This is a genomic window from Pseudomonas saliphila (assembly GCF_008638345.1).
GTDB lineage: Bacteria > Pseudomonadota > Gammaproteobacteria > Pseudomonadales > Pseudomonadaceae > Halopseudomonas > Halopseudomonas saliphila.
Genome location: NZ_VTVA01000016.1, coordinates 22,112 through 39,329, shown reverse-complemented (window position 1 = coordinate 39,329; position 17,218 = coordinate 22,112). Strand labels below are relative to the sequence as shown.

Annotated in this window: 15 protein-coding genes; 10 read left to right on the top strand and 5 right to left on the bottom strand. The window is 59.6% G+C overall.

What is annotated here, in order from left to right; genetic code table 11:
• Nucleotides 1-280: 280 nt before the first annotated feature.
• Nucleotides 281-418 carry a hypothetical protein gene (locus tag FHK95_RS20060; RefSeq protein ID WP_178114821.1) on the top strand — a complete coding sequence of 46 codons (138 nt, stop codon included), beginning with the start codon at nt 281-283 and terminating at the stop codon, nt 416-418.
• 95 nt (nt 419-513) lie between these two features.
• Here the strand turns inward: FHK95_RS20060 and FHK95_RS15705 are convergent, their stop codons facing one another.
• Both FHK95_RS15705 and FHK95_RS15700 read right to left on the bottom strand, forming a co-directional pair.
• Complete coding sequence (locus FHK95_RS15705; RefSeq protein ID WP_150305577.1) at nt 514-1,542, bottom strand: AraC family transcriptional regulator; 1,029 nt, start codon at nt 1,540-1,542, stop codon at nt 514-516.
• Nucleotides 1,539-2,459, bottom strand: coding sequence for a GGDEF domain-containing protein (locus tag FHK95_RS15700; RefSeq protein WP_150305643.1), 921 nt, complete (start codon nt 2,457-2,459; stop codon nt 1,539-1,541). Before FHK95_RS15700 ends, FHK95_RS15705 begins: the two co-directional genes overlap by 4 nt.
• Before the next feature lie 361 nt (nt 2,460-2,820).
• Between FHK95_RS15700 and FHK95_RS15695 the strand changes: the two genes are divergently transcribed.
• From FHK95_RS15695 to FHK95_RS15660, 8 genes are all read left to right on the top strand, one after another.
• Nucleotides 2,821-5,346, top strand: coding sequence for a TonB-dependent receptor (locus FHK95_RS15695; protein WP_150305576.1), 2,526 nt, complete (start codon nt 2,821-2,823; stop codon nt 5,344-5,346).
• 64 nt (nt 5,347-5,410) lie between these two features.
• Nucleotides 5,411-7,354, top strand: coding sequence for a phytase (locus FHK95_RS15690; RefSeq protein WP_150305575.1), 1,944 nt, complete (start codon nt 5,411-5,413; stop codon nt 7,352-7,354).
• An 11-nt stretch (nt 7,355-7,365) separates the two neighbouring features.
• Nucleotides 7,366-8,052: a protein TolQ gene (tolQ, locus tag FHK95_RS15685; protein ID WP_235906808.1), complete on the top strand. Its 687-nt coding sequence runs from the start codon at nt 7,366-7,368 to the stop codon at nt 8,050-8,052.
• Between the two features lie 3 nt (nt 8,053-8,055).
• A complete protein-coding gene (gene tolR, locus FHK95_RS15680; protein ID WP_150305574.1) occupies nt 8,056-8,496 on the top strand; it encodes a protein TolR in 441 nt (146 codons plus the stop codon).
• A 3-nt stretch (nt 8,497-8,499) separates the two neighbouring features.
• Nucleotides 8,500-9,324 carry an energy transducer TonB gene (locus FHK95_RS15675; protein ID WP_150305573.1) on the top strand — a complete coding sequence of 275 codons (825 nt, stop codon included), beginning with the start codon at nt 8,500-8,502 and terminating at the stop codon, nt 9,322-9,324.
• 10 nt (nt 9,325-9,334) lie between these two features.
• A complete protein-coding gene (locus FHK95_RS15670) occupies nt 9,335-11,320 on the top strand; it encodes a PhoX family protein (protein WP_150305572.1) in 1,986 nt (661 codons plus the stop codon).
• A gap of 38 nt (nt 11,321-11,358) precedes the next feature.
• Complete coding sequence (locus tag FHK95_RS15665; RefSeq protein WP_150305571.1) at nt 11,359-12,237, top strand: metallophosphoesterase family protein; 879 nt, start codon at nt 11,359-11,361, stop codon at nt 12,235-12,237.
• 192 nt (nt 12,238-12,429) lie between these two features.
• Nucleotides 12,430-12,633, top strand: coding sequence for a hypothetical protein (locus tag FHK95_RS15660; RefSeq protein WP_150305570.1), 204 nt, complete (start codon nt 12,430-12,432; stop codon nt 12,631-12,633).
• A gap of 92 nt (nt 12,634-12,725) precedes the next feature.
• Here FHK95_RS15660 and FHK95_RS15655 read toward each other — a convergent pair whose 3' ends face one another.
• The 3 genes from FHK95_RS15655 to FHK95_RS15645 form a co-directional block, all read right to left on the bottom strand.
• Complete coding sequence (locus tag FHK95_RS15655; protein ID WP_206668597.1) at nt 12,726-13,109, bottom strand: response regulator; 384 nt, start codon at nt 13,107-13,109, stop codon at nt 12,726-12,728.
• Nucleotides 13,110-14,579, bottom strand: coding sequence for an ATPase domain-containing protein (locus FHK95_RS15650; RefSeq protein WP_150305569.1), 1,470 nt, complete (start codon nt 14,577-14,579; stop codon nt 13,110-13,112). It lies immediately after the preceding gene.
• Nucleotides 14,580-14,712: 133 nt separating this feature from the next.
• Nucleotides 14,713-16,053, bottom strand: a complete 1,341-nt coding sequence (locus FHK95_RS15645; RefSeq protein WP_150305568.1) for a DUF2254 domain-containing protein — start codon at nt 16,051-16,053, stop codon at nt 14,713-14,715.
• A 192-nt stretch (nt 16,054-16,245) separates the two neighbouring features.
• Between FHK95_RS15645 and FHK95_RS20125 the strand changes: the two genes are divergently transcribed.
• Nucleotides 16,246-17,217, top strand: a complete 972-nt coding sequence (locus tag FHK95_RS20125; protein WP_206668596.1) for a phospholipase D-like domain-containing protein — start codon at nt 16,246-16,248, stop codon at nt 17,215-17,217.
• Nucleotide 17,218 lies beyond the last annotated feature (1 nt).

Here is a 17,218-nt window from a genome sequence, read left to right as displayed (position 1 = left end):
GGCGCTGTTGATCGTTGAATTGTCAGCCAATATGTCTGGGCCACGAACCCAAAGTATGGAGCAAGCGCAACGATAACGACAGGGTATCCGGCTTGGCTGATCTGTCAGTCGAAATGTCCGTGTGCCCTCCTGGAAGCAGGACGGACCAATACCTTCTATCGGCCGGGTACCCTGACTGGCAGACAGTCGTTGATTGCTGCGGTCCAACCCCTTGAACCGGCTTGTGGATTTATCCAAAGACCACGGTCCCGGGACAACCTCAAAAGCAAGGAGTCATCCCATGGCGAAGAAAGCGAAAGCAACTGCTGATAAAGGCGATACATCCGCCAAGAAGGAGATCAAGGCCAGGGAAGCCAAGATCGAGAAGCACGAAAAGAAAATCAAGGACCTGAAGAAAGCGAAGAAAAAAACCGCTTAAGCTTCAACGAGGGCCGCCGCACTGGCGGCCTTGCTTTGTCGGCCGCGCGGCCACAACCCCTTTCTCGCTCTGCTTGCACCCTCCGCGCATCCCAGCTAGGTACCCCGCAGCCAATCCTTTAGCTCACCCGGCAACAGCCCGGTCCAGCGACGTAGCGAGCGGCGGAAATTAGCCCGGTCATTGAAATTGAGATAGTCCGCAACCTCTTCGCTTGAGTACCCGCGGCTCAGGTACAGCTCCAGGGCGACGCTGGATCGGGCGTGGTCCAGCTGCTTCTGAAAGCGCGTGCCGTGCTTTTGCAGCTTACGCTTCAGGGTCGCCGGACTCATGTCAAAGGCCTCGGCGACGCTTTCCAGGCGCAGTGGCTGGCGAACCTGCGCCACCAGATGATCATGCAGGGCATCGAGCAGGCTTTGTGAAGCCGGTAACGCCGCCAACATGGCCTGGCCCTCGCGTTCGGCTACTTGCCCGGCGGTCGTCGACGCGCTGCTCCAGGGTTGGGGCAAATAACTGCGCGGCAGGCACATCTGATTCAGTGGGCTGTTAAAGCGCAGATCGTCGCCTAGATGCACCCAGTATTGTTCGATATAGCGCGGCTGGGTATGGGCCAGGTGAAATGTCCAGGGCAGACGCTGACCGGACAGCCACTGGCTCATACCGGTCACCGCGGCCATTCCGGCCTCGATCAGGAATACGTTCTGCTTGCCCGCCCCGAAACTGTCGCCCCAGTCCAGCCAGACATGATATTCGTCCACCCGAAGCCGCACACGCAGCAACGGCCACAACAGCGGTTGCAGGCATACCAGCCTTTCCAGTGCCTCATGCAGATTGGCGGCGTGGCGCAGGGCATGGCTGGCTGCGCCGTAATGCCCAGGCAGCCACTGTTCTCCGAGCAGGAAGCTGGTGTCATCGGCCTGCATGTGCTGCTCTAGGTTGGCGATCAGCTGTAAGAACTGCAGCGGGCTGATCAGCAGATTGCCGGCAAGAATATCGTCATGGAAAAGTCCTGTGCCCTGCATCAGTCGATGCACATTCACGCCGCGGCCCAGCGCCAGGTCAATAAGACTGGCGGGCTGGTAGTGTGCCGGGATGAATCGCGTGTCGCACTCCAGCCAGTTGTTCATCCTGTCTGCCGTCCACAGTGGATGGTCAGGCTCCGCTTGGTCCGGACCATGGTGATATTCAATCGTTGCAGCAGCGCCTCCGAATCCTCCTCGCGAGCCATCAGCGCCACTACGGTGGCGCTCAGACTCATGCGCTCGCCGTGACGGCTGCTCTTGTAGGCCAGACTGCGCACTGCCTCGCTCAGTTCGGTGGCCAGCACCTGCGCCTGTCGCTCTCCCGTATGCGGCAGGATTATCACGAAGCGGTCGCCGGCCAGCCGGCAAAGCAGGTCGTGCTGGCGCAGGTTGAGCAGCATCAGTTGCGTCAGCACCTGCAACAGACGGTCCCCTTCAGCGTGGCCGTATCCGTGGTTAACTCGGGAGAAGCCGTCGATATCCAGCATGATCACCGACAGCGGCTGTTGCTCATCTGCGGCCTCGCCAAGCGCCAACTGTAACTGCGTGCGCAGGTAGTTGGCGTCGCCCAGCGGGGTGAGCTTGTCGAAATGTCGATGCTCGCGAAAGACCCGCTCGCGGTTGCGCATCTGTTCGTTGATTGCCAGTTGTTCACGGTGCCAGTGGAAAATACCCATGGTCAGCAAGACAAAGCTGATGGGCATTGGGCCCGATTCCAGCCAACCGTCCCAGGTTATGGCATCGGGCAGGGCGATGAATTCATCCACGCTATCCATGAACAGGCTGAAGAACAGGCACGCCAGGCCCAGGAATAACAGGTTGGTCACGCGACCTGCCGGTCGGCTCTTCAGCAGCAGGCAGGTCCACAGCAGCAGGAGCAGGGCCGAGCCTCCTTCGCCGGCAATATCCAGCCAATCCCACGCCATGACGGGTTTTATCTCCCCCACCAGTAGATGCAGGATCAGGCCCGCATTGGCTGCGAACAGCAATGCAGTGAGCTTGACGCGGTGAGTGGCAAACATGGATTTCAAGTTGATCTCCCTTCCTTGGGCGCCAGCTAACCAGCTGAATATGACAATCCAGTGGCAGGGACGGGAGTCATATCAGCTCAGGCAAGTCGAGCTATGGCCGTGTTTTGCGACTAATCAGCGCGGCAATGGCCGCTGCGCCTTGGCAAGCTGAGAGCTGCGCGGTATTTCCCTTTGCATGTCCTGCCCAATCGTCAGGTCAAATCAGCTTAAACCCGGACGTTTACCCCCTTGATCAGCTCTGTTTGCCGCTATTCGCCGCACAGCCGTCACATAACTGACATCTGGCTCTCCTAACGTGCAGCTCCAGGACGGCCCGGCTGCGGTCGCATTCTTTTCCAGGGGAGGACCAACCATGTCTGTACAGAACGTTACGACTCGCAGTACCGGATTTCGCCTCAGCGCTCTGGCGCTGGCCATCGCTGTCAGCGCGCCGCTGGCTGCCCAGGAGCGGCAGCCGGAGGTGGTGGACGTTGTCGGCCAGGCCGCCCAGCTGGAACAGGCACTGGATGACCAGCGCCGCGCCAACACTATAAAGAGCGTGGTGCATGCCGACGGCATCGGTCAGTTGCCGGACGACAACGCGGCCGAGGCGCTGCAGCGCATCCCCGGCCTATCGGTGGAGCGAGACCAGGGTGAAGGCCGCTTCGTGCGAGTGCGCGGCTTGAGCTCGGACCTGAACAGCGTAACCATCAACGGCACGCTGGTGCCGGCACCCGAGGATGACCGCCGCGCGGTGGCCATGGACGTGCTGCCCAGCGAACTGATCCAGTCGCTGTCGGTGGTCAAGACGCTGACCCCGGACATGGACGCCAACTCGCTGGGTGGCACCATTGAAGTCGAAAGCCTGTCGGCCTTTGACCATGATGGGCTGTTCTACAGTCTCAGTGCTGAGGGCAGTCACGACGAGAACACCGGCGAGAACAGCCCCAAGTTGTCAGGCGCCTTCAGCAACCGCTTCAGCATTGGTGATGGGGTAGACAACTTCGGTGTTGCCGCTGCCCTGAGCTGGCAGGAACGCGAATTCGGTTCAGACAACGTCGAGACCGGCGGCGCCTGGGATTTCGATGACGGTGACCGGCTGGAAGAACTCGAGCAGCGCCGCTACGACATTACTCGTGAGCGCACCGGCCTGGGCCTGAACCTGGATTACCGCCCCGATGAGCACAGTGAGATCTGGTTCCGCAGCCTCTATAGCCGCTTCAAGGACGATGAAGTGCGCCAGGGCATGGTGACCGAGTTTGGCGACGCGCAATTGGCCGGTGAGCTGGGGGAGGCTGAAGTCAGCCGCGAACTCAAGGCGCGCACCGATACCCAGGAGGTAGAAAGCTTCGTATTCGGCGGCAAGCGTCAGATCGGTGACTGGGGCGTCAGCGCCCAGGCCGGCTACAGCAAAGCCGGAGAAGAGAACCCCGGCGGCATTGCCAACGCGGCCTTCGCCGGGAATGACGATTTCAGTGACATCGGCTACGGCGGCACGCGCAAGCTGCGGCTACAGGCCGGGCAGGACGTTTATGACCCCAGCAACTTCTCGCTGGACGAAGTGGAGTGGGAGAAGACCCGCACGACCGATACCGAGCAGAACATCAAGCTCGACCTGACCCGCGACTTCTATCTGAGTGGGCTGCCCTCGCAGCTGGCTTTCGGCGGCAAGCTCAGCCGCCGGGAGAAGGACAATGACCTGGAAGTCTGGATCTATGAGGACTTCGACGAGCAGGGCTTCAGCGATGAGCAACTGAACCTGTCCCGTTTTACCCGCGGCACCACCGACTACGGATTGGGTCGCTTTGGACCGAAGATCTCCGATCGCGCAGTCAAGGATCTGATCAGTGGCCTCGACCGGGCCGACTTCTACGACGAAGAGGAGTCGCGCATCAACGACTTCACCATCGAAGAGGACATCAACGCCGCCTATATGATGAATACCCTGGATATCGACAACCTGCGCATCATCGCTGGTTTGCGCTACGAGGGTACGGAGCTGACAGCCCGCGGCACCGGTCTGGACCAGGGTGAGTTTGTCGCCAACAACACCCGCAACACGTACGACCACTGGCTGCCGGGTCTGCATGCCATCTACCAGCTCAACGACAACACCCAGGTCCGCGCCGCCTGGACCAACAGCGTCGTGCGCCCGACCTTTGGCCAGCTATTCCCCGGCTTCGTGCTGGATGACGATGAGGCCGAGTTCGGTAATCCTGACCTCAAACCCCTGGAGTCGGCCAACTTCGACCTGGGTATTGAGCACTATCTGGGCCGCGCTGGAGCCGTGTCTGCCTTCGTGTTCTACAAGGACATCGAAAACTTCGTCTACACCGCCGACATCGCTGGCACCGGCGAATATACCGGGTTCAGCGAGGCGATTACCTCGGTCAATGGTGACAGCGCCAAGGTCTACGGGCTGGAGCTGGCGTACTCACAGAAATTTGACTGGTTGTCCGCACCCTGGAATGGCCTGTTAGTGAATGCCAACACCACCTTCACCCGTTCAGACGCGGATATCGAACAGTTTGACCAGGATCTTGGCGCCATGCGCGGCCGCAGCATCAGTCTGCCCGGCCAATCCGATGTCACCGGCAATCTGACGCTGGGCTGGGAGAATGACCGCACCAGTCTGCGTCTGTCGGCCAACTACAAGTCCGACTACCTGGATGAGGTGGGCGATGTGCTGGATGCACGCTACGACGCCGAGGTGGATGACCAGATGTTCCTGGACTTCAGCGCCAGCTACTTCTTGCGCGACAACCTGCAGGTGTTCTTCGAGGCGCAGAACCTTACCGACGAGTCCTACTACGTTTACACCGGCTCGCCCCGCTATAACAGCCAGTTCGAGGAATACGGCCCCAGCTACAAGATTGGCCTGACCCTTACCCACTTCTGACTCGGCGCCAGCGCCAGCCGGCAGCGTGCTGGCGCGGCCCCCTTCTCACCGCACAGGATTGCATATGTACCACCAATTTCATTTGAAGCCCCTCGCCGCGCTGGCCCTGTCCAGCCTGTTGCTGGCGTGTTCCAACGCAGGCCCCAGCAATACGACTGCGGTCGATGCCGCCAGCAAGCCAGCTCAGGTTGAACTGCAACACTGGGAGCCGAGCCATGCAGCGCGCGCCGAATCCTGGCAGTTGCTCGGCTCCGGTCAGCAGTTGGCTGCCGATGCGGACGGCCTCTGGTTGCTGGACGCCCGCGGCGAGCGCCTGGCGCAGCACCCGGGCAACTTCACTACCCTGGATGCCCGCCGCCGGAACAACCAACTGCTGATCGCCACCACCGAGGCCGCCAGCCAACAACCGACCCTGCTGCAAACCGATGCCGGCAGCCTGGCCGTTCAGCGCCAGCTGGTATTGCCCAGCAGTGATTACCGCATCGAGAACCTGTGCCTGTACCAGGATGAGTCGCAGAACCTGCATCTGTTCATTGTGGGGGAAGAAGGCATGGGCGATCAGTGGCTGGTCGGCAATGACAGCGGTTTGCTCGATTCCGCCGCCCATGTGCGCAGCCTGCGCCTGCCGCCGGAAAGCGAGCATTGCGCGGTGGATGACCAGCAGCACCTGCTGTATGTCAGCGAGGAGAGCGTCGGCATCTGGGCCTATGGTGCGCACCCCGAGGCCGAACTGAGCCGCCAGCCGGTGGATATGGTGGCACCCTTCGGCGGCCTGCAGGAAAAGGTTGCCGGTCTGGCGGTTATACCCGGCGGATTGCTGGCGCTGGACCCGGACGCCCGCCAGCTGCATAGCTATCAGTTGGGTGATGGCGGCTGGCATAGCCTGCCCCCGATTGCGCTGGAAGGGGTGATTGAGCCGGAGCGACTGGCCGCACGCATTCAGGACGAACAGGCTCACCTGCTGATGGTAGACGGTGATGATGGCAGGTTCTACCAGAGCGTCATCGACGTGCCCCTTGCAGCCAAACCCGCTGACACCCCAGTGCCGGTGCTACTGCCCAGCGTGCAGACCGATCCCATCCCCAGTGTCGGCGACGCGGCTGATGATCCAGCCATCTGGCTGCATCCGAGCAACCCGAGCGCCGCACGGGTGCTGGGCACTGACAAGCGCAACGGCTTGGCGCTGTATGACCTGCACGGCAAGCAATTGCAGTACCTGCCGGCTGGTCGCCTGAACAACGTCGATGTGCGCGGCGGTTTCCAGCTGGGTGATCAGCGTGTCGATCTGGCAGTGGCCAGCAACCGCGATCACAACAGCCTGCAGCTGTTTGCTATCGACCCCAGGTCTGGCGCATTGCGTGAGCTGGGTCAGATTGCGACGCCGCTGCAGGACATCTACGGCCTGTGCATGAGCCAGGGCCCAGACGGCACGCTCTATGCCATCCCCAACGACAAGGATGGCCGCTTCCTGCAATACCGCCTGAATGGCCGCAGCGGCAAGATCAGCGGCGAACTGGTCCGCGAGTTTGCCGTGGCCAGCCAGCCGGAGGGCTGCGTGGTCGACGATCAACGCCAGCGCCTGTTCATCGGCGAAGAGAACGCAGCCGTCTGGGCGCTGGACGCTGGGGAGGATGCCTCCACCGAGATGACCCGGGTGATCGGCGTTGACGCGCCGATCAAGGCCGACATCGAAGGTCTGGCGCTCTACCAGCACCCCGAGCATCCCTATCTGGTGATCTCCAGCCAGGGTAACGACAGCTATGTGGTGCTGGATGCCGAGCCACCCTTCGCGCTTCGTGGCAGCTTCCGTCTGGGGCTGAACAGCCAACTGGGTATCGACGGCGTATCCGAGACGGACGGCCTGGAAGTGACCTCGGCCAACCTCGGTGGCCAATGGCGCCAGGGCATGTTGGTGGTGCAGGACGGCCGCAAACGCATGCCGGAAACCAACCAGAACTACAAATATGTGCCCTGGCAGGACATCGCCGCCGCACTGCAACTGGATTGAAGGAGCTACACATGCCAACTACCGGTCACACCATGACACCTTGGGCACTGATCACCGACGCCAGCCTGCTGGTGCAGCTGGTCATGCTGATTCTGGTCCTCGCCTCGCTGGCTTCCTGGTTTCTCATCGTCCAGCGCAGCGGCCTGATGGGCACGGCGCGCCGCTCGCTGGCGCGGTTCGAGAACAGCTTCTGGACCAAAGGGACCGATCTCGGCCAGCTGTACCGCACCCAGGAAACCGAGAGCCCCGGCGTGGAGGGGATCTTCCATGTTGGCTACCGCGAATTTGCCCAGCTCAGCCACCAGGAAACCGAACCGGACGCGGTCATGGAAGGGGTGCAGCGGGCCATGCGTATCGCAATCGCCCGGGAGGAGGAGCGACTGGAAAAGCACCTGCCATTCCTCGCCACGGTCGGTTCGGTCAGCCCCTATATCGGTCTGTTCGGCACCGTGTGGGGCATCATGAATGCCTTTATCGGTCTGTCGCAGACCGAGCAGGCGACCCTGGCCACGGTCGCGCCGGGCATTGCCGAAGCGCTGATCGCCACGGCCATCGGCCTGTTTGCAGCGATTCCGGCGGTGATTGCCTATAACCGCTTCGCCGCCTGCAGCGAGGGTCTGATCAACAGCTACTACACCTTTGCCGAGGAGTTCTCGACCATCCTGCATCGCCGGCTGCACAACCGGAAGGGGAGCTGAGCCATGCGCCCGGTGCGTAAAAAGGCGCGACTTAACGCGGAAATGAACGTGGTGCCTTATATCGACGTGATGCTGGTGTTGCTGGTGATCTTCATGGTTACCGCACCCATGCTGACCCAGGGCATTCAGCTCGAACTGCCGAAGATTGCCAGTGAGGCGCTGCCCAGCGATGACCCGCTGAACATTGTGACCCTGTCGATTGATGAGCAAGGCCACTACCACTGGAACGAAGGCGATACGGTTGAGACGCAGGAATACAGCAACAGCAGTCAGTCGCTGGATGAGATGCGCCAACTCATCAGTGCGCTGGTCGTTGCCCGCCCGGATACCCAGGTATTCATCCGCGCCGATCGGCATGCCGACTATGGCCTGGTGGTGGAGGGCATGGCCGCGTTGCAGCAGGGTGGCGTCAGCCGACTGGGCCTGATCACCGAGGCGCCCTGACGTATGAATGAGCCGATACACACCACTCCGTCCAATTCGCGCCCGTCCCGCCTAGGGGAGCGCTGGCTGTTGCCGGCGCTGGGCACCGGCCTGCTGCATGGCGCTGCTTTGCTGATGCTGTGGAACAGCTGGTCACCGCAGGCCCCGGCCAGCGCGGCGCAACCGGTCATGGTCACCCAATTGATTACTATGCCCAGTCCGGCATCCGAGCCGCCCGCCCCGTTGCCCGAGCAGCTACCCGAACCGGAGCCCGAGCCAGTAGTCGCCGAAGTACCAGCACCCGAGCCGCAGATTGATCACGCCGAGATTGCGCGCAAGCGGCTGGAAGAACAGCAGCAACGTGAGCGCGAGGAGCAACAGCGTTTGGCTGACCGGCGCCTTGAGCAGGAAAAGGAGCGGCAGAAAAAGGAAGAGCAGACCCGCCGCGAACAGCAGGAGCGTGAACTGGCCGAGCAACGCGCGCTCGATGAGCAGCAACGCCTCGCCGCCCAGGCTGAAGCCAACGCCCTGGCAGAAGCCGAAGCCGCCCGCCGCGCTGCCGAAGCGGCGGACATTGCCCAGTACCAGCCGATCAGCAAGAAGCCGCCCGCCTATCCGCGCCGCGCACTGGACCGGGCACTGGAAGGGGACTGCACGGTGTCCTACACGGTTACCCGTTCGGGCCGGGTCAGCGATCCCGAGGTAGTGGAAGGCGCCTGCGACGATCCGATGTTTGCTCGCCCATCGCTGGCCGCAGCCAAGTCCTTCCGCTACCAGCCACGCATCATCAATGGTCAGGCCGTTGCGGTATCCGATGTACGCAACACCTTCCGCTATCGCATTGAATGAGGGACAGAACATGAGACAGGGACATCAGCACTATCACGCCGACCTGCAGGCGGTTGACGACCGCCGGCTCAACCCGAGTGAGGCTGCGGATCTGGATTCCATCATCAGCCGCAGCCGTCGGCAGGTGCTCAAGGGCGGACTGGCGCTAGCCGCCTTTGGTCTGTTTGGCGGCAGTCTGCTGGGTTGCCAACGCAGCCCCACCGCGCCGTATGCCAGTAACTTACTGGGCTTTACCGGCGTCGCCGCCCAGACCTCGCCGACCTTCGATCAGATTCTGGTGGCCGAGGGTTATAGCGCGCGCCCCTTCTTCAGCTGGGGCGATGCGGTGCTGGATGGAGCACCCGAATGGCTGGACGACGCCTCCCAGGATTGGCAGTCGCAACTGCTACAAGCGGGCGATAACCATGACGGCATGCACTTTTTTCCCTTTGAAGAGGCGCCCAACGAGCACGGCCTTCTGGTAATCAACCATGAATACATCAACCCCACGCTACATACCCATGGGCTGACTGTCACCGAGTTGGACAATGGTCGCAGGCTGCGCCCGGTTGAGCAGGTGCGCAAGGAGCAGGCCGCCCACGGCGTCAGCGTGCTGGAAATCCACCGCGACGCCGAGGGTAACTGGCAGCGGGTGCCCGGCTCGCGCTTGCACCGTCGCATCTGCGCCATGACGCCCATGGCTATCAGCGGCCCGCTGGCTGGCGATCTGCGTATGCGTACCGCCAGTGATCCCGGGGGAATGCAGGTATTGGGCACGCTGAATAACTGCTCCATGGGCGTCACGCCCTGGGGCACTTATCTGACCTGTGAAGAGAACTTTCACAATTACTTCGTCAACCGCGACGCCGCTGACCATGCCGCCCGCCCGACCCATCAGCGCTACGGCATCGGCCAAGGCCAGAGCAGCGCTTACTACGCCTGGGAGTCGGTGGATCCACGCTTCGACGCCACGCCGGATCCGGCGCAGGACTATCTGGGCCATGTGCACGAGCCGAATCGCTTCGGCTGGGTCGTGGAGATTGATCCCTTCGATCCCGACAGTACACCGATCAAGCGCACCGCCATGGGCCGGCTGGGGCGTGAATGTTCGGTCGTCTCACTGGGCGACGACGGTCGCATGGCGATCTATTCCGGGGATGATGCCCGCGGCGAGTACGTGTGGAAATTCGTTCCTGATGGCCGCCACGATGCAGCCAATCCCAAAGCCAGCCGCGAACTTCTGGACAGCGGCACCCTGTATGCGGCGCGCTTTGAAGAGAACGGTCAGGGCCAGTGGTTGCCGCTGATCTGGGGCGAGAAGGGGTTAACTGCCGACAGGGGTTTTGATGACCAGCAGGCGGTGCTATTGAACGCACGGGGCGCCGCTGACGTATTGGGCGCTACACCCATGGACCGCCCGGAATGGGTGGCCGTGCATCCGCAGAGTCGTGAGGTCTACGTCACCCTGACCAACAACAGCGAACGGGGCGAACGCTTTGCGCTCGACGCTGCCAACCCCCGAGCAGACAACCAGCACGGGCAGATACTGCGCTGGCGCGAAGCCGACGCGAACCCCGCCGCCACGCAGTTCGAGTGGGATGTGTTTCTGCTCGCGGGGGATCAGCCCGGCGCAACGGACACTGACGGCCAGCCGCTACCGGACAACCTGATCGGCAATATCAACGGCGATATTTTTTCCTCGCCCGACGGCCTGGCCTTCGATGGTGCAGGGCGCTTGTGGATCCAGACAGACTCCGACGAAACAGCGCCTCACACCGTCAACACCGGGTGCAACCAATTGCTCTGCGCCGACCCGCAGACGCGGGAAGTGCGCCGCTTCCTGGTCGGCCCCTGGGGCGCCGAAATAACCGGTATCACCTGGACGCCGGACTACCGAACCCTATGGGTCAACGTCCAGCATCCCGGTATCAGCTATCCCGCCAGCGACGGCCACAGCCGTCCCCGATCCACCACCCTGGTCATTACCCATAACCAGGGCAAGGTGATCGGCAGCTAACGCATCACCCTGGATTATTCACACTTAAGGAAACCACCATGAAACTCCGCACCCTGATTCCCGCCTGCGTGCTGCTCGCCAGCAGCGCACTGGCTCCCGCGTTGGCCAGCGCCGCTGAACCGGTACTGCGCTTCGCCATCCTGGGCGACGCCGAACCCAAGCCCAAGGCCGAATTCCCCGGCCTCGCTGCCGCCGTCGGCCATGTTAATCACCTGACCGACACCCTGGATCTGGATTTTGTCATCGGCGTCGGTGACATTGCCCACAAGGGCACCGAACTGCAGTACGAAGCCGTCACCCCGGTGCTGCAGCGCCTGCCCCTGCCGTTCTACCCGATCATGGGCAACGAAGAACACGGCTCCACCGTCGAGCGTTATATGACATACGCCCAGCGCTGGAACGAGGGCAAGGCCGACATCGCCGGGCCCAGCTACGTGATGGAGTTCGACCGTCTGGCACTGGTCATGGCGTCCCCTGATGAGGGTCGATATTTCGACGATCAGGGCATAGCCTGGGTCAAGCAGCAGATCCAGCAACTGCACCCCAAGCCGGTATTGTTAGTGGTTCACGGCGCACCCGCCGGCACCTTCCCCGAACGCGCCGACAAGGGCATTCACCACCCAGGCTTTGCCGACGTCAGCATCCAGCCCAACCTGATCGCCATGATTTCAGGCGATTTGCACCTGGATATGGACCGCAGCGACCACTCCAAGCAGCTCGACGGGGTGCATCACCTGCACATCCCTGCGCTGGAACGCACCAAGATTCCGGACGAAAAGCACCACGTGCCAATGTTCCGGGTACTGACGGTGATGGATGATGATCAGGTGATAGTCGATACTTACCAAGTTGGCCTGGACGGACCGCTGCAGCGGCATGATTATCAGTTTGAGCTGAGCCGCCAAGCCAGAAAGTGACTTGCCGCTTGGCTGTAGCGCCCGTGAACCGGCGAGCCCAGGGATGGCCGGGGCATAACGGTGCTTTCCCGGGCTTAGTGCACGAAGCCCGTCTCGCTTGTTTGCGAGCGTCTGGCACAGTAAATGCTTGGATGTAATGGCGACTTGATATCGCCAAAATTATGTCTATGTCCAGATGTCGGGGAATCGAGCATGACCAAAGCCAGGGCTGAGCGCCGGCAAGATCCGAAGATGCGTGCCTATGTCGACCAGATGATTGCCTCGGGCGGGATTATCCTCGGCCGTAAACCGCTAAAAATCATTCACCGCGGCAGACTGCATACCTTGAGTGACGGCGTTCTGATCAGTGAATGTCTGAATTTCTGGCCGATCGACGCGGTCGCTAGCGATCTGTGAGCGAGACCGATGCGAGCCCAGGTAGAGGTCAAATCCGCCTCGAGTGGCACGGAAGTGGAATCAGATGATGTTATAGAGGGTTGCGATGGTCCTTAGTTACCGATCAGCTCTTTGATGACGCTGTACAGTTTTTCCAGGTCCACGGGTTTTTGCAGGTAGCTGTCTGCAATGTCGTAGGGGTTGATATGCGCGGGTAGGGCTGCACTCATCAACAGAATTGGGATCGCCGCATATTTCGGCTCGGCGCGTACCGCCTCGATCAGCTCTGTCCCCGTGAGGTACGGCATCATGTAATCCGTGATGATAAGGTCGGGCACCTCTACAGCCAGGCGCTGAAGCGCCTCGCGTCCATGATTGGCAGTTATCACCCGATAGCACTCTTCCTCCAACAATATTGTTAGCGTAAAGAGAATGCTGGGCTCGTCCTCGACAAGCAGGATGCATGGACTCGTCAGGGCGAGCTGAGAGGCGCTCATTCAGCTGTCGCCTTGGATCCGGCGCGGATGCCCATGCTCGGTCTGAGTGGTGTCGGCCTGCTGAAATTGCTCGCCGATAACGACGCCCTCATCAGTGATGAAGTATTCACGGATGGCGGGATCAAAAGCGCTGGAGCGTACCTTAACCACAGATATGGAGCGTCGGGTCGAGCTGTTAATCTCGACGTAGCGCAGCAGCAGAATATTCTGTACCGCTGCTGAAATGGAACCAAGCTGTACCCTGTTTTCCACACCCATCAACTCCTCGGTTACCAGCGAGCTGGCCACCGTAACCCCTTCTGAGTGAAGTACGTTGGTTAATGCCGCGAGAAAACGCCTGATACGGTCCGGATATTCCGCCGATTGCTGAAAGGCATTGATCCCATCGAGAAACAGGCGTTTGACGCCGCGCCGCTGTACCGCCTCAAGCAGCTCGTAACCGAGCTCATCGAGCGTGTTTTCAGTGGCCGGTTGCCAGATCGCTTCTACAGTACCGTCGCGAATGAGCGCTTCGAGATCGATACCGAGGGATTGGGCCTTGTCCACAAGATCGTCTTTGCCTTCATAGAAGCTGAAGATCAGGCCCGGTTCTTCTGGTGTGGATTGTGCGATGAATTGCAGGCCGAGCGTCGTTTTGCCGATCCCCGAGGGTCCGACGAACAGTGTGGTGGACCCACCTCGAATACCGCCGCCCATCATTTGATCAAGGCTCGCGATACCTGTCGAAACGGTTGTTTTTTCCGTTGCGGCACCACGCACACGACCCAGACTACTCTCGAGCCGCGGGAATACGCGTATGCCCTCGTCGGAGATATTGGTCATGTGATTGCCAGAAATGAAGCCGCTACCGCGAAACTTGTGGACCTGAAAAAAGCGGTGACTGTGATAATCCATCTGCTGTCTGCCCAGTTCAATCCAGCCATCGACCATGGTGTATTCAGGGCTGTGGGGCCCCCGGGCGCTGTTGGTCAGCAATAGCATGGTGCAGCCGCTAAGATTGGCAAAAGCCGACAGGTTGTTGACGAACTTACGGAATTCGGCCTCGGTGTGGACGGTTTCTTCCAGCACGAAAAGCCCGTCAAGCACGATCAGCGAGGCGCCACGTGTTTTGCGCTCATGGGTCAGCAAGCGCAGGATGCCTTCCAGGCCTTCCTGCTCCAGCACGCTGTAAGCGCTTATATAGTAAACAGACTCCGGCACCTGCTTCGCATCGAAATAGCTCATGGTGCTCAGATGCTCGACCATACGGTCGTGGGACTCGGCGAGCAGAGTCACATACAGCGAGTGCTCGCCAAGGTCCGCTCGATGGAAGCACACCTGGTTTGCCAGGATCGTCTTACCAGCGCCAGGGGAACCCTGAACAATGTAGACGGCAGCAGGAATCAAGCCACCAAGCAGCACGGTGTCTAACCCGTTTACGCCTGTAGAGAGACGGGGGCGAAGGGGTTTGCGAGGGGCTGATTCGCTCATGTTTTTCCTACCAGCTAAAAAGAGTCAACCTGCAGTGTGGCGCAGTTTGCTGATGGCGAACAGGTGCAAGGTCTGCTTTGGAGTCAAATAGAACCATGTAGGCGGTTGATAACCGGGCCCTTGCTTTGTTTGCTTAGGGTGGCCCGTTAAGCTTTCTCTCAACCGTCAACAACTGCAGGCAGGGGCGCTTTTGCTCAGCCAGTTTCGCGAATCGTTCCAGCGCATCGTTGACTGCGTGCCGGTCGCGCCAGTTTTCTACCTTCGCATCTGCCTGATCGCGCAGAGCCTGAATCTCGTCGTGAATGGCGGTGATCTGCTCGTCGCTCGGGCTGTCGTGCAGCGCATTTTTCATACATTGCACCAGAGTGATCATCACTAGCGGGTCGTGGCTGGCGTATACGCGAATAGGCGCGATCACCATTTCCAGCATACGGTGCATGGCCAGCTGTGGATAAAACAGGCGTGGTTGGTTCTGGTCAAAACAGCCCACATCAAAGGGTGGAACGCCGCCGAGCCGTTGCAACAGCACGCTGATCAAATTGATTGCCCGGATTGCCGTGCCCGGATCGTTGACCGCCGGACTGATTGCTTTGACCGCAATTTCGGCCATCTGGCGCATGCCATAGAACAGGTTATCGTCGGCAAACTCATTGTCGTGAAAATCGAAACAGTCGCGCGCTACTGCCTGGTCCTCCTCGTTCAGGGGCTCGCTGAAGCTGATCAGTGGGTGACCCTGAACCAGAAAGAAGCCCGGCTCCACCTTGATAACTGCCTGCAGGTTGCGCTTGCTGAGCAAGCCGCCCAGACACCTTTCGTTCACTTCCCGCAGATAGCCAGGCCGCGCCGCAGGTAGGCACCACCAGTCATTATCGTCTGGCACTCCGCTTACCTTGGTGAGGCGGCGCTTGCGTTTTTCAAGGTTGCCATCAGCTCCTGTGAACAGCTGACTCAAGATCCAGTCGACCTGAATCGATTGCGACACCGAGCGGATGAACACCACAAACATCGCCAGGCAGACCATGCCCATCAGCACTGCTAATAACAGGCCAACCGATGGCAGTTTTGATGGGTCGTTGGTGTTGATGGTGCTGATCAAAATCAGATAGTAGAGGATGCTGCCCAAATAGATGCCAAGGATCACCCGGTTACGCGTGTCACTCACCAGGCCCGGGAGCACTCGCGGTGTCAAACGAGAGGCTGCACCGTTGAGCACCACCATGACCATGGAAAAGCTGAACACCGTGAGCGACACAATGCTGGTGATCAACGTTCCGAGGATCACTCTCCCATTCTCCGGATCGGTCAGCCCGGATGGCAGACTGTCGCGCAGCGGGAGAACCGCCGACGTCGTTTCAAAGCTGAGAATAACCGCAGCGATCAAAGCGTAAAAAGCGGGAATCAGCACCGGATAGAAAGCGATGCTTTCGGTAATTCGCCGTAACAGGCGAAACAGCGAGTTGGTTAGGGCTGACATGGAGGGCAGCTATCCGACATAGCGGGCACTCGCCCGATAACCCTCTGACAGCGACTGGGCATGAAGTGCATTTTTCGCAGACCGAGAGCGCGAATTTCATAATCCGAATCTGTCGGGTGAAACATGCATAATGGGGCAAAGCCATCAGGGAAATGGTGGGTAAAAGTCTAGCGAAAATATGGAATAAGAATTATGCGGCAAAGCGGTATTTACGAGCAGTTAATTACAAAACTCATCGAAACACGCTTGGATCGGGACCATTTCTATATCGGCGAGCGAAAACTTGGCAGCGCAGAAGCATCTGTTTGGTTGTCGCGATTCCTGTCAAATATCCTTGAGTTTGCTATCGAGTCGGTGCCCTCAGGTGATACCCGCCTGCAAGAGCAGATTGATTTATCCAACCAATTACTGATGTGGCTGAAAGGACAGATTCAGGACAACGGATTTTTAGAAGACAATCTTCTTGATAGCCAGGGAAGGATTCTCACTGCTCTATACGAGCTCGAAAACCCTGTTGCAGCCAACCTCAAACAGTACGTCGAAGAGATTTTTCCTCTCACAGGGCTCACTCAGAGCGAGTTGTTTTCAGGTAGCAATGCTGGCCTGTCACTGGAGTCTGAGCTAAAGCGTGAAATTCTTTCCGCAGACAAAATTTACTGGCTGGTGTCTTTTATAAAATGGGCTGGTATCCGTATTTTCCGCAAAGAACTCGAATTGTTTGCCGCCAGTGGTCGCGAGCTCAAAATCATCACCACATCCTATATGGGCGCGACGGATGCCAAGGCCGTTGAGTATCTGGCCAGTCTGCCGAACACCGAAGTGAAGCTGAGCTACAACACTGAGCGGGAGCGGCTGCATGCCAAAAGCTATTTATTCCTTCGGGATTCGGGTTTTCATACTGGCTATATCGGATCATCAAATCTCTCACGTTCAGCTTTGACCAACGGCCTTGAATGGAACCTGAAGATCACTTCTCAGGAAATTCCACACATCATCAAGAAGTCACTCAGCACCTTTGAAACGTACTGGGCGTCAGACGAATTTGAGCGGTTTGACGGTCAGGCTCAAAGCGTTGAGAAACTCAAGCGAGCTCTGAAACAGCAGAAGGGCTGGGGAGATACCGGAACGTCGCATTTTTTTGATATCACACCCTTCCCCCATTAAA